This is a genomic window from Mariniradius sediminis (assembly GCF_021491425.1).
Lineage (GTDB): Bacteria > Bacteroidota > Bacteroidia > Cytophagales > Cyclobacteriaceae > Mariniradius > Mariniradius saccharolyticus.
Genome location: NZ_JAKEVZ010000009.1, coordinates 152,419 through 172,710 on the forward strand (window position 1 = coordinate 152,419; position 20,292 = coordinate 172,710).

The window sequence follows — 20,292 nt, forward strand, 5'->3', positions numbered from 1 at the left end:
CCTGGATCAACTACCTCCTCCCCGGAATCACTCCCGAGAGCGTCAGTCCGATCGCATTGGCAGCATAGCTGTTTCTGAACTCGTCCGTGTAGGTCATCACGGTGTAGGAAAGACCAATCGACTTATAGGCAAACTCAAATATCGGCCCGCTTGCAGTCTGAAACCCGAAATTGTCTCCAAGTCCACCTGCATTGAACTTGATGTTGCTGTGGATGACCAATCCCGCCCCAATGCGGAACTTGTCTGCAATGACATAATTCCCTGTGAAATGGAAAGGAATCCTCGTAAGGCGAATATGGGCATTGTCGGCAGCGGTAGTGACATATTTGATGCCGACCGTACTTCTAAAACGCAATTGGTCCATGCCGGGAAGTGCAAACTCACCCCCAACACCTACCGAAATGCCCTGTCCGGCGTTGACGTTTTGGTCGTTTCCATTGGTGAAATTGATCGTGGCCACCGCATCGCCGCCCAATTCCAAAGCACCCGTGATCAACAGACGAACGGGTGTATTTTTCTCTTGGGCAAATGCCAAATTGGTAACCAGGAAAAAAAGAAGTGCAGCAAGTAGTTTTTGGGAGTTCATAGGGGAAATATAAAACCGATAATAAATAATGAATTAGGGGAAATAACTAGGATAAATATGACTTTTCGGCAGAAAAATTAACTTTTTTGGCTCAAATCCTGCAATCCTAAAAATTGTTTATTTCGGGGAGCTGCTTTAGAAATCGAAAGTCTCTGAAAACCAGATTTCTGCAAAAAAAAAGCAATTCGCACGGCTGCATGTCCTTCTTTTCCCTTATCCCAAAAAACCCCTGACTGCTTCAATCACCGCCGCAGGCTGTTCGGCATGTAGCCAATGCCCAGCGTTCGGGATAAAGATCGTTTGGCTATTGGGAAAAAGACGCAAAATGGATTCTTGGTCTTCCGGCCGGATATAGTCCGAGTTTGCACCACCCATAAAAAGGGTTGGTTTGGGAAACGCATGCCCAGCATCGATCTCCTGCCCTACAATTTCGATTTTCTCGGTGATAACATCGAGATTAATCTTCCATTCAAAACCTCCGGCATCATTTCGTCCGAGGCTTTTGAGCAGAAATTGCCTGATGCCCACGCTGCGGATGTATTGCGCAAGGATGTCATCGGCTTCTTTGCGTGACTTGATGGCATTGACCGGGATGGCATTGAGCCCCTCCAAAATCACCTGATGGTGCAGGGGGTAATACCGGGGAGCAATATCGGCGACGATCAGTTTTTCGACCCTCTCTGGATGGGACAAAGCAAAATGCATCACCGTCTTTCCCCCCATCGAATGCCCCATCAGATGTGCTTGTGCGATCCCCTCATCGTTCATCAATTGGAGCAGGTCCTCCGCCATCAGATCATAATTCCAATCGGCGCTGTGCGGAGAATCGCCATGGTTGCGTTGGTCGACCAGGTAGAGGGTATAGTCCTTCTCCAGCTCTTTGGCAATGCTGTACCAGTTATCCGCCGAACCGAACAAGCCGTGGAGGATAATAAGCGGCTTACCGGTGCCGGATTTACGAAAATTGAGTTTCATGCCTACTTCTGTTAATAGTTAGGGCTTCCTTTTTCCGGAGAAAGTCCCTTCCGCAATTGAACCCAACTTTACCTTTCCTTTCATGGTATCGGCGGCCACTGTACCGTCGTATTCGATCAGGTTTCCTTGGATATCGAATTCCATATGAATCACGTCTCCCTTGAGCGTGCCCTTGACGGGTGTTTCTCCCAACTGCCCGGAATAGGTGCCAGTGATGATGCCTTTTTCATCCTGCTTCAACACAAAAGTCGGAGAACCACTTCCCATGTCCGTTTGGACTTCCATCTGCCAGGTTCCGGTGACATTTTCGGCGATTTTGACATTAGCAGAAATCAACAAGGCCAAAATGGGAAGCAGGAAAAAGAGAAAGTATCTTTTCATATGTTTTTGAAATTAGGTTGGATCAAATATAAACAAAGCTGCGTGCAAATCATTTCCTGTTGCCGACCCAAACACCGACGATGACGGCCACGATCCCGATATAATGTCCCGCCAACAGCACTTCCCCATCCAACAGCCCCCACATGATCGCCACGATCGGAATCAAATAAGTAACGGAGCTGGCAAATACCGGTGTCGCCACTTTAACCATGATATTGAAAAGTATCAAAGCAAGGGCTGTTCCCATCACGCCCAGCAACGCGACATATCCTGCAGCCTGGTAGGCGCCTTCGACATGCAGCAGCTTAAATGAAAACTGTGTGAATGCAAACAAATAGATCAACGCCATCGGCAAAACCATCAGCAGCGAAATCGCCGTGATCGCGACGGGTTTGAGCTCCACAAAGCGGTACTTGATGATATTGAGGTTGAATCCATAGCATATACAAGCCAAGATCACAAAAAATGCATAGGAGTTGATATCCGAAAAATCACCAAAAGCCTTTCCCTCTTTTACCATCAACAACAAGACAACGCCCACAAAAGCGATTCCCAAACCAATGCCATTCCTTTTTGTGATTTTTGAATGGAAAAACAGGGCTCCGATGATGACCACAAAAAGCGGCGTCATGGCGTTGAAAACCCCGGTCAGCGAGCTGCTGAGTTGGGTTTGCGCCTTGGCAAAAAGAAAGGCAGGAATGAAACTTCCCATTAGCCCAACGGTAATGAGGTTTTTTACTTGCCTGCTGTTCAGTCCTTTCAGCCTTGGCAGCGACAACGGTAACAGAACCATACCTGCGGCAACAATCCTGAACGCTCCTACTTCTCCGGGAGAAAATACCTCAAGCCCTCTCTTGATCAAGATGAACGAACTCCCCCAAATCAAGGCTAGGATTATCAGAAAGCCCCAAGCCTTAAGGGCGCCTTCTGCTTGGATGTCTTTGGTCATGGAGTCAGGGCAAAGAAAGAAGCGATGTGAATTGGGTGGTTGGGGTAAAATTCAGCACAAAATAAATCAAAATGTATAATCAGCATACACCTCACCGACCTCTTCCAAAACGGCTGAAACCTCAGCATACGATTCCGCTGTGACCATTTGAGTACGGTAGTTTTTGAAGTTGGGCATATTCCTGAAGTAATTGGTATAGTGCCTTCTCATCTCGAGAATGCCTTGTTTTTCGCCTTTCCACTTGACGGAAAAATCAAGGTGCTTTTTGGCAACTTTGATCCTTTCTTCCAAGTCGGGGCCAAGTAGTTTTTCCCCCGTTTCGAAATAATGTTTGATCTCGTTGAATATCCATGGGTGGCCGATGCTGGCACGACCGATCATCATGCCGTCCACGGGATATTTTTCCCGATATTCCTTCGCCTTTTCTGGCGTATCGATATCACCGTTACCGAAAACAGGGATTTTCAGCCTTGGATTCTCCTTCACCTTGATTAGGTAAGACCAATCCGCCTCACCCTTGTACATCTGCTGACGCGTACGCGCATGGATGCTGATCGCTTGGATGCCGACGTCCTGCAGCCTTTCTGCCACCTCGACGATCCGGATGGTGTCATGCGACCAACCCAGACGGGTCTTGACAGTGACGGGAATATTGACTCGCTTCACAATCTCAGCGGTCATGGATACCATTTTGTCTATATCCAAAAGAATACCGGCTCCAGCGCCTTTGCAGGCCACTTTGTGGACCGGGCAGCCATAGTTGATGTCCAAAATATCCGGTCCGGCAGCCTCCGCGATCGCAGCGGCTTCACGCATGGACTCGATTTCTGCACCGAAAATTTGGATGCCGATCGGCCGTTCGTACTCGAAGATATCGAGCTTCTGTACGGATTTCGCGGCATCACGAATCAAGCCCTCAGAGCTGATAAACTCGGTGAACATCAAATCAGCCCCGTTTTCCTTGCAAACGGCTCGGAACGGCGGATCACTTACATCCTCCATCGGTGCCAATAGCAAGGGGAATTCCCCCAAATCCAAGTTTCCTATCTTTGCCACACTTCCTATTTTGAATTTTCCTGTAAATTTACCGCAATTATGGAGATTTATAAAACCCAAAGCCCTATCGCAAACAAAAGCAATTGGCTTTTATCCCTGTTTGTGATAGTGTTGGTCACGATTGGAACACTTTTGTTGCTCCAAGGAATCGCGGTACTTCTCATCCCACCACTCTTCGCAATCCCCTTGGATGAACTTCCCGCACTCTTGACATTAAAGTCCACTTCTCCCCATGCACGAATGGCATTTTTGTTTATCCAAGGTTTTGGTGGAGGATTGGGCTTCTTGGCAGCGGCCTACATCATCGCCAAATGGATTGACAAAGCGGACATGGACCGTCAACAACAACTGGACCGGTTTAAGTTCATGGGAATAGCCATAACGGTAGTCATCATGCTCGGTGCCGTACTCTTCAATGCGCTGCTGATTGACTGGAACGCCCATGTGAAATTCCCAGAGTTCCTGTCGGCGTTCGAGAAATTTGCGCGTGAGAGTGAGGATGAACTGATGGCGATGACGAAGTTCCTGACGGATTTCCAGAATACGGGGGAATTCCTCATGGGACTGTTGGTCATCGGAATCCTAGCGGGAATAGGCGAAGAGGTATTGTTCAGGGGCGTACTCCAACCCAAGCTCCAATCTTACACGGGCAATCCTCATCTCGGAATCTGGTTGTCAGCCTTCATTTTCTCTGCGATCCACCTACAGTTTTATGGTTTTTTGCCTCGGATGTTTTTGGGTGCGGTATTCGGCTACTTGTATCACTACTCAGGGAGTCTTGGATACCCAATCGTCGCCCATATTCTCAACAACTCCTTCACGGTGGTGATGATTTACCTGAACAGCCTCGGGAAAGTCGAATTCAACATTGAGGAAACCGATCAGGTTTCGCTCCCTTTGGCATTACTTGGGATTGGTGGAATGATCATTGGTTTTAGGTTTTTCAAGGAAAAAATGACAATCCGACCAATAGATGGATAATTGGCAGCCTGTTTTCAAAGATAGTTCCCCTGTGAGGGTGGAAATCGTGAAGGCGATCTTGGAAGAAAAAGACATTCCAGCAGTTGTGCTAAACAAACAAGAATCAGTTTACAAATTGCATGGGGCATATGAGGTATTAGTGCCAAAAAATGAATTTCTTAAGGCAATAAATATTGTAAAGAATGAGATCACCTTTTAGGATACGTGACCGGTTCAATATCAATAGCTACAGTAACCTTGCGCAAAGGGTGATCACGGCCATTATTGGTGCCGCCATTATCATTTCCGGGTCCATCATAAGTCCTTGGCTGTATTTTTTGATTTTCGGATTGATCCAGGCTTTTTCCCAAATGGAATTCTATAAGCTTTCGGGATTGGACGGCATGCTTCCGCTCAAAAGCTACGGGACATTTCTGGGGATAATCATTTTTACGATTTCATTTGCCACGGGTATGGGGCTTTTGGATGACGAATTCTATTTCCTGATCTTTCCATTAGCCTCCCTGGTGTTTTTCATCAAACTTTACCGGAAATCCGACAAGAAACCATTTACTGGAATTGCGTTCACCTTTTTGGGGATTTTCTATGTGGCGGTTCCTTTCGCGTTGTTGAATGTGGCGGCTTTTTCCGTGGATGGCTCATTCCACTATGAGGTGATTATTGGTTCCCTTTTCATTCTTTGGGCCTCGGATTCTGGAGCCTATTTTGCGGGGACGAAGTTTGGCAAGACCAAACTTTTCGAGCGGGTATCTCCCAAGAAATCATGGGAAGGATTTTTGGGCGGGGCAGCATCGGCATTGCTCGTGGCATATGTATTGTCGAAATATTTCAATTCCCTCCAAGAATGGCAATGGCTCTGCATCGCCGCTATCATCATCATCGCTGGGACATACGGTGACCTGATTGAGTCGCTTTTCAAGCGGAGTATCGAGATAAAAGATTCGGGAAAAACCCTCCCGGGACACGGGGGATTCATGGACCGATTTGACGGATTGTTACTTTCGGCGCCCTTTATCGCCGCCTTTTTGAAAATCTTCTAATGCAACCCAAGGCATATTAAAAATCTCCTTAATATTGTACCAAATTTCAAAGTCAACTAAACAAACCCAATATGGCTTACATTGAACCGGCTCCGATCAAGGATAAAGAGAATCCTTTGGAGTCTATGATGGAAAGATTCAATCTCGCAGCACAAAAACTTGGCCTGTCAGAAGAGGTTTACAACGTGCTAAAAAACCCCGCCAAACAGGTTATCGTCTCCCTTCCGATCACCATGGACAATGGGAAGATCAAGGTTTTTGAAGGAATCCGCGTAATACACTCCAATATCCTTGGCCCCGCAAAGGGCGGCATTCGGTTTGCACCGGACGTACATTTGGATGAGGTGAGGGCGTTGGCTGCATGGATGACTTGGAAATGTGCGGTGGTGGATATACCATATGGGGGCGGAAAAGGTGGCGTGCGCTGCAATCCGCGTGAAATGTCAGCGGGAGAAATCGAGCGATTGGTCAGGGCGTATACACTGGCGATGATAGATGTTTTCGGCCCAGACAAGGATATTCCTGCACCAGATATGGGCACGGGACCAAGAGAAATGGCTTGGTTGATGGACGAATACTCCAAAGCCCACGGTATGACCGTCAACGCGGTCGTGACCGGCAAGCCACTCGTATTGGGTGGATCCTTAGGAAGAACCGAAGCAACGGGACGGGGCGTAATGGTAACGGCCTTGGCAGCGATGCAAAAATTAAAAATCAACCCATTCCAAGCTACCTGTGCCGTGCAGGGTTTCGGCAACGTTGGTTCATGGGCTGCTCAACTGTTGGAGGAACGTGGCTTGAAAGTGGTCTCGATCTCTGATATTTCCGGCGCCTACTACAATTCAAATGGTATCAATATCCAAGAAGCCATCGCATACCGTGACGGTAACAAAGGCACCTTGGAAGGTTATCAAGGAGCGGAAAAACTAAGCAACCCGATGGAACTGTTGGAACTTGAGGTGGATGTACTCGTACCCGCTGCAGTTGAGGACGTTATCACCATCGGCAATGCCGATAAGATCAAAGCAAAATTGATCGTGGAGGGAGCCAACGGTCCAACTTCCGCCAAGGCGGACGCCATTTTGAATGAGAAAGGCATCATGGCCGTACCGGATATTTTGGCCAATGCCGGAGGCGTGACTGTTTCCTATTTCGAATGGGTTCAGAATCGCCTTGGCTATAAATGGACCGCCGAACGTGTCAACAGAAGATCCGATAGGATCATGAAAGATGCGTTTGACCATGTCTACCAAGCAGCAGTGAAATATGATGTGCCTATGCGTATCGCTGCCTACATCGTGGCGATCGACAAAGTGGCAAAAACCTACACCTTCAGGGGAGGGTTCTAAAAAAACGAAACTTTCTTATCTTTGGGGCGTGGAATCAGCTTTCACGCCCCTTTTAATTTAAAAACCATGAGTATCCACAAGGAAGGAAGAAAATTGTTGTTTTGGCTTTTGTTGGTATTGGTAGCCGTCAATGTCGCACTTGTCCAACTGCTGCCTGAAATGGAAACCCTTCAAAATGTAGCCTTATTGGTTTCTGTGATTATTTATTTGCTGATCCTCCAGTTTTTCAGGAATCCGTTTGTTGCACTGCCAAAAGAAGATAACCTTGTTTTTGCTCCTGCAGACGGAAAGGTTGTAGTAATCGAAGAAACCGAGGAAACCGAGTATCTCAAAGAAAAAAGAAAGCAGGTTTCGATTTTCATGTCACCTTTCAATGTCCACGTCAACCGTTCGCCGATCGCGGGGGTCGTTGAGTTTTTCAAGTATCATCCGGGCAAATACCTTGTCGCCTGGCACCCCAAGTCCAGTACCGAAAACGAACGTACCACCATGGTCGTCCGCCATCAAAATGGCACCAAACTCCTCGTCCGTCAAATCGCCGGAGCCCTAGCCCGCCGAATCAAATGGTATGTGAAGGAAGGTTCCCCGGTGCCACAGGGCGGAGAATTTGGCTTCATCAAGTTTGGTTCCCGAGTAGATATTTTCCTTCCTTTGGATGCAGAAGTGTTGGTAAGCCTCGATGAAAAGACCAAAGGAGGCAGGACACCGATCGCAAGGTTGAAAAGCTAGGACCTTCGCTTTCTGCTGTAAGCAAACCCCAACAACAGCGTACTGACAAAAAATATCAATGTGGTCCACTCGTAAGTGCGGGTGGACTTTTGCTTTTCCTGCATTTCAAGGTCCTTTTCAGCAAGGACTTTTTTCAATGTGGCTATCTCTCGTTCCTGCTTTTGGGAGATGAATTTGTAATCGTTCTTTTCGTAGGTAATTTCGGTTTTCTCGATATCCCGCAGCAGCTTCAATTCCTCCATGATAAGGTTGTCCTTGTCAATGATGCGCTCCATCCAACCATGGGTTTCGACCATGTCTTTCTTCGTTCGATTCCCAAAAATCCCCGTTTTCTTGGATTCCGAGACTTTCCACGCTTGGTGCAGCGACTCCCGTTCCTCAACCAGTTTTTTGAGTTTTTCTTGGGCAAATGATTCTGAAACTAAAAGAAAAGCTAAACAGACAAGCAGGATTATTCTCATGGGAAATTCAATTTTCCCTCGAATTAACAAATCCTGTGCCGATAGCTAGCGCCCGCGTGGCTTGGCTTTGACCTGTATCTTCTTCTTGAGTGTTCCCTTACGCCTCTTGGTATCGGTGTAAAAATTGTACATGTAATTAACTGCAAAAACGGTCAACGTCAAAGGCGTGAACAGACTTGGCATCATGGTCTTGACACCTATTAGGATGACCAAAGCCGCGATAATGCCGACTTTGAAGGTCGTATGACTTTCGGGATAGATGTTTTTGATCAAATAAAGACTAAGGATCTCCGCCCCTATCAATAGTAGGATCAGGTAGGTCAGCATTTCATGCATGCCAGTTTGGCTGGACCAGACTACCCAGGCAAGTCCTGCGGCTACCATAATCAGCGAAATCGCATGGATGGATGTATTCAGACGTTCTTTCATCAGTTATTTCAGGTTGGCACAAATAAGATAGAGAATCCTTTCCCAATTTCAAAAAATCGAAAGCCCTTCGGCCAAAAGCCTTAAATTGTTGTCGGATATGATTCGAATGTTTTATGGACCTGCAATACCCGCTTGAACTTTTGGGAACCTTCGTTTTTGCGATTTCCGGGGCTTTGGCTGTTAGGGACAAGGAACACGACGTATTTGGCGCGGGCTTCACGGGCTTCGTGACGGCAATAGGTGGCGGTACGCTAAGAGACTTGCTCTTGGATTCGCATCCTTTGGTTTGGATCGGGGATATCCATTTCCTCTATGCCATTCTTTTGGGCGTTTTGGCGGCATTTGTTTTTCCCAAAATCCTCTCCAGACTGCGCAAGACGATGTTTCTGTTTGACACCTTGGGGATTGCCTTTTTTACGGTCCTGGGTGTGGAAAAATCCCTGAGCCTCGGATTCAGACCGGAAATCGCCGCCATCATGGGCATGTTCTCCGCAGTGATGGGCGGGGTGATTCGGGATACCTTGGTCAATGAAATCCCCATTTTGTTCCGAAAGGAAATCTATGCATCCGCTTGCCTCGCCGGTGCAATTCTGTACCTCGTCCTCAATTACTTTGCCCTCCAAAGAGATATCAACTTACTAATCTCCATCTCGGTGATCATCAGTATCCGCTTGATAGCAGTAAGGTACAAATTGAGTCTGCCGAGGTTGGATTGAAGGCATTCTAATCAAAATTCACTAAATTCGTTTTCATGATTCCGAATACAACTACCAATATGAGCACCGTGATTACGTTAACAATAGATCCCGAAGTTGCCGAAAAAGCCAAAAAATATGCGGCTGAAAAAGGAAACTCCCTCTCGGAGTTGGTAGAAATCTACTTTAGGAGGCTTACTGAAAGCGAGAATCTTCCCAAATCTCTGTCTTCTTCCAAGGTAAAAAAACTCAGGGGGATACTTAAAGGAAGTCCCGATTTGGATTACAAATCAATCCTGGAATCCGAGATTATAAAGAAACATGGCGCTTAGGATTTTTCTTGATACAAATGTGGTACTGGATTTTCTGTTCGATAGAAAGCCCTCTTCTGAAGCTGCATCAAAAGTTATCGAACTCTCGGAATCTGGAAATTTGATACTCTTTTTATCAGCGATGAGCATAAATAATATCTACTACATCGCCAGAAGGACGGTAGGCCACGAGAAATCAATAGAGATAATCAAGTAAATCTTAGGAATGGTCGAAATCCTTGACCTAAATAAAGAAACAATCATCTTGGCATTGGCATCCGGATTTCGGGATTTCGAAGATGGATTACAGCATGCCTCTGCGTATTTGGCAAACGACATCAACATGATCCTGACTCAAAATGTCAAGGATTTTGGAAGGTCAAGTCTCCCAGTAATGACACCTGAGATTTTCCTGGCATCAAAATTCCAATAAACAGCCCCATAGTTTTGAGCCGTTTGCTACACTTCAGTCACCAAATCCGACACTTCAGTCAGGTTTGATTTTTTTGGATTGGAATCCAATTCAATTTTGGTTCAAATCATTGAGCCATGAGATTCCTTTTGACCCTCAGTTTCTTCTTTTTCGTCCAAGCGGTCAGCGGACAGACCGCGATCAAGGGTATTGTCAAAGACACCAAAGGCGAAAGCATCCCCGGAGTCAATATCTACATCAAGGGAACCTACGACGGCACCACCTCCGAATTGGACGGGAGCTACCTGCTCGAAACCACAGAGGCAGGCAAACAGGTCATCGTATTTCAATACATGGGTTTCAAGACGCAAGAGGAGGAAGTGGAATTGAATGGAGGGGAAATCCAGCTTTCCCCCACACTGCGGGAGACGATCAACGAGATGTCGGCGGTCACCATTACGGCAGGTGCCATGGAGGCTTCCGACGAAAAACGGGCCGTGGTGCTTCGCCCGCTTGATATTGTCACAGTGCCTTCCGCCATGGGTGATATCATCGGAGCCTTCCAAACATTGCCGGGTACATCCAATGTCGGCAACGACGGGCGTCTTTTTGTACGCGGAGGGGATGCGAGCGAGACTGCCATCTTCATCGACGGACTGATGGTCGGAAATGCCTTTGGGACGACCGCATCCAACGTGCCGACCCGTACGCGATTTAACCCCAACCTCTTCAAAGGCTCATTCTTCAGCACAGGCGGCTACTCGGCGGAATTTGGAAACGCCATGTCATCGGCATTGGCCTTGAACTCCGTCGATATTCCTGCACGCACACAAGGTGACTTGAGCCTGATGTCCGTGGGATTGGGATACTCCCAGACTTTGGTAGGAAAAAACAACAGCCTCACCGCCACGGCCAATTACTTTGACCTAAATCCCTACCAACACATCGTCAAACAAAATTTCGACTGGGAACGCGGACCTTTTGGAGTCGATGGGCAGGTTTCCCTGAGGCAAAAAATAGGCAAAAACGGTATGGCCAAGGGTTTCTTCCATACAGAATCCGGCGGTATGAAAGTCTGGCAAAAAGTGCCTGGACAGGAAGGAAGGGGTCAATTGGTGGACCTGCGCAACCATTACAGTTTTGGACAGGGCTCCTTCAAGCAGACGCTTGCAAACGACTGGTCGATGTATGGCGGGCTCGCATTTTCCCACAACGTGGAGGAATACAATGTGGCTCCTTTCGAAATCAGGAATACTAACCAAATCGTTCACGGAAAAGTCGCTGCGGTGAAGGGTTTTTCAGACAGGTTTTCCCTCAAGACAGGCACGGAGGTTTTTCAGTTTTCCTACAAGGAATCACTGAAATCCGAAAACCTTGAGCGTGAATACGGCGATGCACAGGTAAACGTTTTCTCCGAAGCTGACTACTACTTCAGCAACAGCCTCATCATGCGGGCAGGCTTGAGAGCGGCACACAGCAGCCTCACTGGGCAGTCATGGGTGGATCCGAGGTTTTCACTGGCCTACAAGTTCAAGCACGAAGGACAGGTTTCGGTTGCCGCGGGAAAATTCAGCCAGCCTGTCGTCGAAACGCTCAGAGTTGTCGCACCAGAAAGCAGCAACACCCGCGCATCCCATCTTTTACTCAACTATTTCCTGGACAAAAACGGCAGGACGATCCGGGCAGAGGCTTTTTACAAAGATTATGTCAATCTCCTCACCTACCAAGGCGAGCGATTCCTGTACCGGGACATACAGCAAAACGGAGAAGGATTTGCCAAAGGATTCGACCTGTTTTACCGGGATAGAAAGAGCTTCAAAAACACCGATTTCTGGGTTACCTACAGCTTTGTGGACAGCAAAAGGATCTTTGCCAACTTTACCCAAATGGTACAACCTGGCTTTGCGCCAAGACACAATGCCTCAGTGGTGGTCAAGCATTTTGTCCCAAAACTGAAATCCCAGCTTGGGGCTTCCTTTGCCTTCAATGATGGCTATGCCTACACCAATCCCAACTTACCTGGGGAAATGAACGCGAAAACACCATCCTTTCAGGACTTGAGTATCAGCTGGAGTTACCTGCCCAAGCCCAATCTCATCATTCACCTTGCCTGCTCCAACCTCATCGGTCGGGATAATATTTTCGGGTATCAGTTCAGTCCGATCCCTAACGAAAATGGTGTCTACGAAAGCCTTCCGATCAGGCAGACGGCACCTAGATTCATTTTCTTGGGCCTTTTTCTCACACTTTCAAAAGACAAAACAGCGAATAACTTAAACAACTTATAAATCACAAAACTCATGAAAAATTCAATCCTAACCATCGCTCTTCTCCTAGCTTCCATGGTATCAATAGTGGCTTCGAACGACGCTTATGTCCAAGCCATGCAGAAAGCACTTACAAACATGCGCTCTGCCGCAAGTGTCGAGGATCTGAAAAAATCCGCCAATGCTTTTGCCAGAATTGCCGAAATGAACACCTCGGAATGGCTGCCTGATTACTATGCCGCACTGACCTATGCCAACATGGGTTTCCGCTCCCAGGGGTCATTGGCCGAAAAGGACGAATTCTATGCGCAGGCCAAAAAACACATCCAAAAAGCAGATGCCATCTCCCCCAATAACTCTGAAATCGTGGCTGTACAAGGTTTCATTACCATGGGCGAGTTGGCGGCAGACCCACAGTCTCGGGGTCAACATCTTTCGGGAGAAGCCATGCAGCTTTTCGGGAAGGCCATTTCCCTCAATCGCCAAAACCCACGTGCGATTGTAATGATGGCGCAAATGGAATACGGCATGGCCCAGTTTTTTGGCCAAGGCCCCGAAAAAGCCTGCGGCCTACTAAACTCGAGCTTGGAGCTTTTCGCCAAAGAAGAAGCATCCAAGGTAGAAGGAAGCATCGAACCCAGGTGGGGAAAGAGTATGGCCGAGGAAATGAAACAGATGTGTAAATAACCAACTCGATTCCAAACCACAACTAACGATGATACGCGCAATCTATTTGAAAATGACCGTTCTGCTGGTGCTTTCGATGATTACCGCAACCTCCAATGCCCAGCAAAAGCCACCCGTAAACAGTGGAATGGCCATAGGATTTCAAATCAACCAGTTCCAGCAGGATTTTGGATTTGGAGTGCAGGTAAGCAGCCCTTCGTTTTGGAACAATGGTGCAGTGCTTCGCCTCAAAACCAACTTGGTGTTTCATGAACACCTCAGGCAAGGACAATACGAGTGGTCCGGCTACAAGAATATCGCCCTAGGTCTGGCTGGGTATGGGGGCTGGGTTACTGAAAACATCCGTATCTACGGAGAAGGGGGCCTGATGGGACTATTGCCTTCCGGGAATTTCTCGTCCGAATCATTTGTCTTGAGTGGTTATGGATCATTTGGCACAGAATTTTACGCTTCGCAAGGATTTCATTACTTTTTAGAAGTCGGCGTGGCGCCTACTCGGGCTCGGGCGGATTTGGTTCAAGGAAATCCATTCTTCCACAATGGATTCTTCACCACCATGGGATTGAGGTATAATTTATCTAGAAAGAAATCAGGGAAATAATATGATACACAGTGATCTAGGTTTGGTACACGTGATTGCGGCAATCGCCGCGCTTCTAACAGGCACCTGGGTACTCTTCCAAAAGAAGGGTACCCAAACCCACGTCAAGGTAGGTTATGCATATGTGTTGGCAATGTCTGTCATGCTTGCCACCGCTTTTGGCATTTACCACCTTTGGGGAAAATGGGGTATCTTTCATTACATGGCCGTGGTCAGTTCGGTCACCCTAGCGCTAGGCATGTGGCCCGTATTGCGGAAAAACAGAAAGCCCGAAAGCATCTACTATCACTTCAGCTGGATGTATTGGTCGGTAATGGGCCTGTATGCCGCTTTTGCAAGTGAAATGCTCACAAGAGTACCCGAGACGCCTTTCTTTGGAATGGTAGGCATAGCAACAGCAGCAATCATGGGCGTGGGGGGATTCATTTTCGGATTGAAAAAGAAAAAATGGAGAAATGAATTCTTAATATTGGTAAGATAAAATCCAAATCCGATGAAAAGATACACACCACTGTTCTTCTTACTCCTCATTCTTTTCATAATGAGTGGCTGCGCATCGCCTGAACCTATCGATCCTTGCCTCGAAGGAAAGACCTACGGGTTCCTCTGGGGAATACTACATGGCCTCATCGCTCCGATCGCATTGATTGTCAGCTTCTTTGACAGCGATACCGTGATGTTTGCACAAAACAATACCGGTGCTTGGTACGGACTGGGCTTCCTGATAGGTTCGGGAGGCTGGGGGATCCTCGCATCGAAATCCAAGAAGGACAATTGATCGTCGCGCAAAAAACGTAGCATCTCCATGAAGAAGAGCTTCTTCGGTTCGGCCACCATCTTCTATTCCCTGAGGCGGTTTATCGTGATGAATTTCAGCATTGCTACATGTCTGACATTGATTTCTTATCCAGAGGAAATGTTTTCTCTAGTTGGGATCAGAGAAATATGGCCTGATTGGGTATTTTCCTTTCTAATGTCCTCCAGCCTCAGTATGGGGGGCTTCAAGGTCGAAGAGTATTTTGACAAACGGATATCCTGGATCGAGCAGCCGGTAAAGCGACTCTTGTTCACAGCCACGACCTACATGCTCTATTCATTCATCGTGAGCTATGTGTTGGTCACGTTGTATGTATTGATCACTGTGGAAGCGGTTACGCTCCAAAACATCAGCTGGACGCGGATGCTGAACAACACGATTTCACCAACCATCATTGCGCTCATCATCATCACGATTTTCATCTCACGTTCTTGGCTGTTTGAGTGGCGAAATGCGGCAATCGAAGCCGAACAGCTCAAATCCGAAAAATTGGCCAGCCAAAACCAATTCCTAAAGGACCAGCTCAATCCACATTTCCTGTTCAACTCCCTTAACGTCCTTTCGAATTTGGTCTATGAAAGCGCGGATCGCTCCGCAGAATTTATCCAGCAGCTCTCCAAAATCTATCGGTATGTATTGGATGTGCAGCAGGAGCAGTTGGTCAGCTTGAAAAGGGAACTCGATTTTGCGGAATATTACCTGAGCCTCCAGAAAATCCGTTTCGAAATCAGTCTTGAATACTTTATTGATGTGCAGCCAAACCAAGATCTGTACCTGCCACCACTTTCCCTCCAACTCCTGTTGGAAAATGCCATTAAACACAACATTGCCAGCCGCGAAAAACCGCTGAAAATCATGATCCAACAGGAAAATGAAAGTTTGATTGTGCGCAATGTCCTACAGCCAAAGATCTCCCAAGAACACTCTGAAAAAGGAATTGGACTCGATAACATCATCAAAAGATATGCACTCCTCAGTGATAAATCCCCAACCATCCGAAAAACCGAATCTGAGTATATCGTGACGTTACCCCTGCTAAAACTGAATGGAAATCCTGATCATTGAAGACGAAAGCCCTGCAGCCAAAAGACTGACCCAGTTGGTATCGGAATTGATGCCAAACTCCCGGATTCATGGGAATTTGGACAGTATAACATCAGCAGTGGCTTGGTTCCAAAAAAATCCCGCCCCAGACCTGATTTTCTGTGATATCCAATTGGCTGACGGGCATAGTTTTGAGATTTTCAACAGAGTCCATGTCACGAGTCCGATCATCTTTACGACGGCCTACGACCAATTTGCGATCAAGGCCTTCAAACTCAACTCCGTCGACTACCTCCTGAAGCCATTGGATCCAAAGGAACTCGCCGCGGCTATCCGAAAGTTTGAACAGCAACGTATCCAGCCTACACTTCCAGTGGAGCAATTGCGCGAATTGCTCCAGCCAAAATCGGCATCATTCAAATCAAGGTTTCTGGTAAAGTTTGGCGAAAAAATACAGAGCATTCAAGTAGCAGATGTTGCGTTTTTCTTCAGCGAAGAACGGGTCACTTTTCTGCAAACAAATGACGGAAAGCGCTACATTCTTGATTTTACGCTCGACCAGCTGCAAGAATCGCTCGATCCGAAAAGCTTTTTCCGCCTCAATCGAAAGTACATCGCGTCATTTGATGCGATTGCCGAAATCCATACCTATTCCAATAGCCGGTTGAAAATAAAATTGCATCATTGTAGCGACAACGACATTTTGGTAAGCCGGGAAAAGGTCGCTGAATTGAAAGAGTGGCTGGATGGGTGAGGATAGGTCCTGGTTCAGGATCGATTCACAGACTTTAATGATCCCCCTCTGAGTAGTAAAATTATCGAAATTCTATCCTTCAAATGATGATCTGCCAATGGGGATAACAAAGTGAACATGTTGTCAACGCGATTTCTGTCGATTGACGTTTTTTGATCAGCTGGCTTCCCCTAACTTGCAGCATGCAAAAAGGAACACTTTTTTTGATCCCTACGGTATTGGCCGATGACACGGCGCACTTGGTCATCAGCCCACAAATCAAAGGAACCATCCCACACCTCGAATTTTTCCTAGTCGAAAACATCAGGACTGCCAGGCGATTCATCTCCAGTCTGCGCCTTGGCGTCAATATCGACGGGCTTCAGTTTGACGTTTTGGACAAGTCGACCTCGACAAAGGAGATCGAATCCCTGATGGAACCCCTGCTGATAGGAAAAGATATCGGCCTAATGTCGGAGGCAGGATGCCCCGGTATCGCCGATCCGGGCTCATTGGCCGTGGCTTATGCCCACAAAAAGGGAATCCGGGTTTGCCCGCTGTCAGGACCCAGCTCGATGTTTCTCGCATTGATGGGCTCAGGATTCAACGGCCAGTCCTTTGCGTTCCACGGCTATCTGCCGATACAGAAAAAGGATCGGATGCAGGCATTGAAAGCCTTGGAAGCTGAATCGAGGAAACTGAACCGCACGCAGATCTTTATGGAAACTCCCTTTCGCAATATGCAGCTGTTCGAGGATTGCATCGAATCGCTTCATCCTGACACACTCCTTTGCGTCGCAAAAAACCTTACCGCCTCCGACGAATCTATCCTAACAAAGCCTATATCGCTCTGGAAAAAAGAAAAGCCGGAACTTCACAAGGTTCCGGCTGTATTTGTGCTTTACGCAGGACAAGTCTAATCAAGGGCTTACCAATGTCCTGTAAGAATCATAAAGCAGCAATACATCCTGTACATAACTGACCGCGACGTTTCCTTTGGCATAGCCGCTTTTTACTACGGGGTCGTTGAAGTACTTTGGATCTGATTTCAATTTGAGAAAGCCCGCGACGGAGTCCCAAGACTGCGGATTGCTCCCATACTTGAGGGCAAGTCTCCAAGCATCTTCCACATGGCCGTGGCCCACGTTATAGGACGCCAATACAAACTTCAAGCGTTCTGTATTGTCGGGGACTCTTTGTCTCCAAAACTTGTCGAGGTATTTCAGAAAATTCACGCCACCAATCAGGCTTTGCATCGGGTCGTTGGGATTTTCCACACCAAATCGCTCGGTGGTGACTGGCATCAGTTGCAAAAGCCCCATGGCACCTTTGTCTGAAGTAGCTGTCGTGTCAAATCCGGATTCTTTGTACACCAAAGAAGCCAACAATCTCCAATCCCAACCTAAATTGTCTGCACCGGCCTTAATGATGTCATCGTAAGGGGAAATGCGATTTCCACCCAGTGAGGAATATTGGCTGTTGTTTCTAAAGTAATGATTGTTCGAATTTTGGAAATACTTGGCATATACCGTTCTGATATAGCCCGACTTCTCCTTTTTCGCAATCCAATCGTTGACTGCTTGTTCCAACTGCGGCGAATTGGTCCTGATGGCCCAAGCCACATCGGCTTTAGGGCTTATCTCCATGCCCACGTGCAACTCAGGGTTAAAGGAAGCATTCACGGTAGCCACCACTTTGTCGACCACGGTATACTCGATTTCTTCCTTCAGGACTTTATTGATAAAGGCATCTCCGTTGCCCTGTTCTTCCATAATAGCAAATTCCACACCCATGGCATTTTGTAACGAACAAAGCTGGGCTTCATAGATTGCTCCTTTTTGGATGTGAATTACTTTGCCATGCAGGTCAAAGGGGCTCTCGACGGGGGTCTTTCCTTTCTTCTGGACAATGACAGTGCCCATTGTGCCCAGCGGCTTCGTAAAGGAAGCAAACTGCTTTCTCTCCTCGCTTACTTCGAGGTTCATGGCAATGATATCTGCCTTCCCACGATTCAATAGCTGAAAAGCTTCCTGAATATCTGATTTGACAATCAAATGCAAGCGGACATTCAAAGTTGATGCAAGGTTTCTGAGCATTTCAAACTCATAGCCCATCCTCCTGCCTCGATAAATATAATAGCTCGTGGAAGAGTTGTCCACGATTGCCCTGATATAACCCCTTTTGGTGATTTCATCCAAATCCAGAAGCACCGGGCTTTCCCTAAGATCTACTTTTTCGGTTTTTTCAAATACTGTACACTGAATTCCAAAAACTGTGAAAATCAATAAAAAAATCAGAGTGATAACTGTATTCTTCATCCTCTTTGGTGTCACCTAAGCGACGTTGGTTCATGCAAATATCCAACATAGCAAAGAATATACCAAATTTATTTTGATTTGAAATACATTTTTTTGTATAAAAAAAGATTATTGTGTTTACAATAGACTGAAAATGATTGTTTTACATAGTGTTTACTCTAGCGATAATTTAAACTGTTCTGAGCCGTCTTGGTAGAATATTCTTCCGGACAATCTCATCAATTCTATCTCCATTTCACGGATACTAAACAGGGCTGTGATCAATCTATTTTCTGCCGTGAGCAAGTTGATTTGTGCATCCCTAAACTGCAAATAGTCCGATATACCCAGCCTAAAGCGATCCAATGCAATATCCACGTTATCCATTGCCACCTTGTAATTGACATACTCGATATCCAGGAGTTCAAGGTTTGTCAAATAATTGTTGTAGGCGCGTTGGATATCGGAAGTCATCTGGATTTCCAAATCCTGAACGGCATATTCTGCATTTATCCGATCGATCTTGGCGTTTTGGATTCGGCGATTGATCGTGAAGCCGGTAAACAGATTCACGCCGACGGTCGCTCCATAATTGAACCCTTGTCGTTGGTTTTGGATCAAAAACCCAGCGTCCGACTTAAATGTATTATCGACGAAGGAACCATTCAAATTGACAAAGGGCAGTCTTAATGCCTGGGTTTCTTTAAGTGCGAGAAACGCGGCATTTTCTTGTCTCTGTGCCAGAAGAAAGGCTTTGTTATTCATATACGCATTTTCCACCAAGTCCTCGAGCGACAATCTCCCCTCTACGACGATAGAATCTTGTACCGAGAAGTCTGTTTCGGGAGTCAAGGCCAAAAGTTCGTTGACGTTGATTTTGGCGTTTTTTATCACAAGATCCTGGTTGACCAAGCGAGAAAGATCGGCGTTGTAATCTACCTGTGCGGTCAGGTAATCACTTTTCCCGGCCCCACCGAGTTCGTAGCGTGCCTTCGCAATGTCCAATCTGGCCTGTGAAAGGTCAAGCGTGGTCTTCAACACATTGTAGCGCTGTAGCTCAAGGACCAGTCGAAAATAGGCAACCGATATCGCAGCAACAGTATTTTCCACCAAAACCTTTGCCTGCAAGTCATTGATTTCTGCCAATTTCCCGAGCCTTTTTACGGTGTATATGGTTTCAGGTCTAAACCCATAAAACCCTACAACCGAAAACGCTTGGTTATTCGATTTTGCGCCGTTGATCTGTCTTGGATTCTCTGGATCTGAAACAAAAGTCTGCTCTACGTCTTCCCGACCGAACGACCGCACCCAGGTAGCGTCAATTCTTGGCATAAAGAAACTTCCCACACCGATCTTAACGTCCCGTTCGGCCATGGCGACGTTATTGGCTGCAATTTTCAGCCCAAAGTTTCGCTCCAAACCTGTCAACACAGCCTTTTCAAGATCCATCAATTGCGGTTCCTGGGCGAAAACCGACATGGTTGTCCCCAAA

At 46.8% G+C, this 20,292-nt stretch carries 26 protein-coding genes; 17 read left to right on the forward strand and 9 right to left on the reverse strand.

The genetic code is table 11. The features are described 5' to 3' along the window. Positions 1-10: 10 nt before the first annotated feature. From L0U89_RS12980 to dusB, 5 genes are all read right to left on the reverse strand, one after another. Positions 11-586: a hypothetical protein gene (locus L0U89_RS12980; protein WP_234861913.1), complete on the reverse strand. Its 576-nt coding sequence runs from the start codon at positions 584-586 to the stop codon at positions 11-13. Positions 587-799: 213 nt separating this feature from the next. Then, the gene (locus tag L0U89_RS12985) at positions 800-1,561 is read right to left on the reverse strand and encodes an alpha/beta fold hydrolase (protein ID WP_234861914.1); all 762 of its coding nucleotides are present in this window, start codon (positions 1,559-1,561) and stop codon (positions 800-802) included. 18 nt (positions 1,562-1,579) lie between these two features. Continuing rightward, on the reverse strand, positions 1,580-1,942 hold the full coding sequence (locus tag L0U89_RS12990) for a hypothetical protein (RefSeq protein WP_234861915.1): 363 nt from the start codon (positions 1,940-1,942) through the stop codon (positions 1,580-1,582). A 49-nt stretch (positions 1,943-1,991) separates the two neighbouring features. Next, on the reverse strand, positions 1,992-2,891 hold the full coding sequence (locus L0U89_RS12995; protein ID WP_234861916.1) for a DMT family transporter: 900 nt from the start codon (positions 2,889-2,891) through the stop codon (positions 1,992-1,994). Positions 2,892-2,957: 66 nt separating this feature from the next. After that, positions 2,958-3,947, reverse strand: a complete 990-nt coding sequence (gene dusB, locus L0U89_RS13000) for a tRNA dihydrouridine synthase DusB (RefSeq protein ID WP_234861917.1) — start codon at positions 3,945-3,947, stop codon at positions 2,958-2,960. A 39-nt stretch (positions 3,948-3,986) separates the two neighbouring features. On the opposite strand from dusB, the gene L0U89_RS13005 reads away from it, so the two are divergent. From L0U89_RS13005 to L0U89_RS13025, 5 genes are all read left to right on the forward strand, one after another. Further along, on the forward strand, positions 3,987-4,928 hold the full coding sequence (locus L0U89_RS13005) for a CPBP family intramembrane glutamic endopeptidase (RefSeq protein ID WP_234861918.1): 942 nt from the start codon (positions 3,987-3,989) through the stop codon (positions 4,926-4,928). Further along, positions 4,921-5,127 (forward strand): putative signal transducing protein, encoded by a 207-nt coding sequence (locus tag L0U89_RS13010; RefSeq protein WP_234861919.1) that lies wholly within the window; start codon positions 4,921-4,923, stop codon positions 5,125-5,127. The genes L0U89_RS13005 and L0U89_RS13010 overlap by 8 nt, the downstream gene beginning before the upstream one ends. Beyond that, positions 5,111-5,968: a phosphatidate cytidylyltransferase gene (locus tag L0U89_RS13015; RefSeq protein WP_040478784.1), complete on the forward strand. Its 858-nt coding sequence runs from the start codon at positions 5,111-5,113 to the stop codon at positions 5,966-5,968. The genes L0U89_RS13010 and L0U89_RS13015 overlap by 17 nt, the downstream gene beginning before the upstream one ends. 71 nt (positions 5,969-6,039) lie before the next feature. Next, positions 6,040-7,317, forward strand: a complete 1,278-nt coding sequence (locus tag L0U89_RS13020) for a Glu/Leu/Phe/Val family dehydrogenase (protein ID WP_008623896.1) — start codon at positions 6,040-6,042, stop codon at positions 7,315-7,317. Positions 7,318-7,383: 66 nt separating this feature from the next. Then, a complete protein-coding gene (locus L0U89_RS13025; protein ID WP_234861920.1) occupies positions 7,384-8,046 on the forward strand; it encodes a phosphatidylserine decarboxylase family protein in 663 nt (220 codons plus the stop codon). On the opposite strand, the gene L0U89_RS13030 is transcribed toward L0U89_RS13025, so the two are convergent. Both L0U89_RS13030 and L0U89_RS13035 read right to left on the reverse strand, forming a co-directional pair. Beyond that, the gene (locus L0U89_RS13030; RefSeq protein ID WP_234861921.1) at positions 8,043-8,507 is read right to left on the reverse strand and encodes a Clp protease ClpB; all 465 of its coding nucleotides are present in this window, start codon (positions 8,505-8,507) and stop codon (positions 8,043-8,045) included. The genes L0U89_RS13025 and L0U89_RS13030 overlap by 4 nt on opposite strands. 45 nt (positions 8,508-8,552) lie before the next feature. After that, complete coding sequence (locus L0U89_RS13035) at positions 8,553-8,936, reverse strand: hypothetical protein (protein WP_234861922.1); 384 nt, start codon at positions 8,934-8,936, stop codon at positions 8,553-8,555. A gap of 113 nt (positions 8,937-9,049) precedes the next feature. On the opposite strand from L0U89_RS13035, the gene L0U89_RS13040 reads away from it, so the two are divergent. The 12 genes from L0U89_RS13040 to L0U89_RS13090 all read left to right on the forward strand — a co-directional run bounded on the left by L0U89_RS13040 (position 9,050) and on the right by L0U89_RS13090 (position 17,423). Then, positions 9,050-9,652 (forward strand): trimeric intracellular cation channel family protein, encoded by a 603-nt coding sequence (locus L0U89_RS13040; protein WP_234861923.1) that lies wholly within the window; start codon positions 9,050-9,052, stop codon positions 9,650-9,652. A gap of 35 nt (positions 9,653-9,687) precedes the next feature. Continuing rightward, positions 9,688-9,963, forward strand: a complete 276-nt coding sequence (locus tag L0U89_RS13045) for a DUF6364 family protein (RefSeq protein ID WP_234861924.1) — start codon at positions 9,688-9,690, stop codon at positions 9,961-9,963. Continuing rightward, the gene (locus L0U89_RS20620; RefSeq protein ID WP_369413253.1) at positions 9,953-10,159 is read left to right on the forward strand and encodes a type II toxin-antitoxin system VapC family toxin; all 207 of its coding nucleotides are present in this window, start codon (positions 9,953-9,955) and stop codon (positions 10,157-10,159) included. Before L0U89_RS13045 ends, L0U89_RS20620 begins: the two co-directional genes overlap by 11 nt. A gap of 9 nt (positions 10,160-10,168) precedes the next feature. Continuing rightward, entirely contained in the window at positions 10,169-10,375 is a 207-nt protein-coding gene (locus L0U89_RS13050) for a hypothetical protein (protein ID WP_234861925.1), read from the forward strand. A gap of 116 nt (positions 10,376-10,491) precedes the next feature. Beyond that, a complete protein-coding gene (locus tag L0U89_RS13055; RefSeq protein ID WP_234861926.1) occupies positions 10,492-12,642 on the forward strand; it encodes a TonB-dependent receptor in 2,151 nt (716 codons plus the stop codon). Between the two features lie 12 nt (positions 12,643-12,654). Further along, a complete protein-coding gene (locus tag L0U89_RS13060; protein ID WP_234861927.1) occupies positions 12,655-13,308 on the forward strand; it encodes a hypothetical protein in 654 nt (217 codons plus the stop codon). Positions 13,309-13,336: 28 nt separating this feature from the next. After that, positions 13,337-13,909: a hypothetical protein gene (locus tag L0U89_RS13065; RefSeq protein WP_234861928.1), complete on the forward strand. Its 573-nt coding sequence runs from the start codon at positions 13,337-13,339 to the stop codon at positions 13,907-13,909. 1 nt (position 13,910) lies between these two features. Then, positions 13,911-14,390: a DUF2306 domain-containing protein gene (locus L0U89_RS13070; protein ID WP_008623909.1), complete on the forward strand. Its 480-nt coding sequence runs from the start codon at positions 13,911-13,913 to the stop codon at positions 14,388-14,390. Positions 14,391-14,402: 12 nt separating this feature from the next. Further along, entirely contained in the window at positions 14,403-14,687 is a 285-nt protein-coding gene (locus tag L0U89_RS13075) for a hypothetical protein (protein WP_234861929.1), read from the forward strand. Between the two features lie 27 nt (positions 14,688-14,714). Next, on the forward strand, positions 14,715-15,791 hold the full coding sequence (locus L0U89_RS13080) for a sensor histidine kinase (RefSeq protein WP_234861930.1): 1,077 nt from the start codon (positions 14,715-14,717) through the stop codon (positions 15,789-15,791). Beyond that, on the forward strand, positions 15,772-16,524 hold the full coding sequence (locus L0U89_RS13085) for a LytR/AlgR family response regulator transcription factor (protein ID WP_234861931.1): 753 nt from the start codon (positions 15,772-15,774) through the stop codon (positions 16,522-16,524). Before L0U89_RS13080 ends, L0U89_RS13085 begins: the two co-directional genes overlap by 20 nt. Positions 16,525-16,706: 182 nt before the next feature. Further along, entirely contained in the window at positions 16,707-17,423 is a 717-nt protein-coding gene (locus L0U89_RS13090) for an SAM-dependent methyltransferase (RefSeq protein WP_234861932.1), read from the forward strand. Here the strand turns inward: L0U89_RS13090 and L0U89_RS13095 are convergent, their stop codons facing one another. Next, complete coding sequence (locus tag L0U89_RS13095; protein ID WP_234861933.1) at positions 17,424-18,821, reverse strand: MltF family protein; 1,398 nt, start codon at positions 18,819-18,821, stop codon at positions 17,424-17,426. It lies immediately after the preceding gene. Between the two features lie 153 nt (positions 18,822-18,974). After that, complete coding sequence (locus tag L0U89_RS13100; protein ID WP_234861934.1) at positions 18,975-20,279, reverse strand: TolC family protein; 1,305 nt, start codon at positions 20,277-20,279, stop codon at positions 18,975-18,977. Between the last annotated feature and the right edge of the window lie 13 nt (positions 20,280-20,292).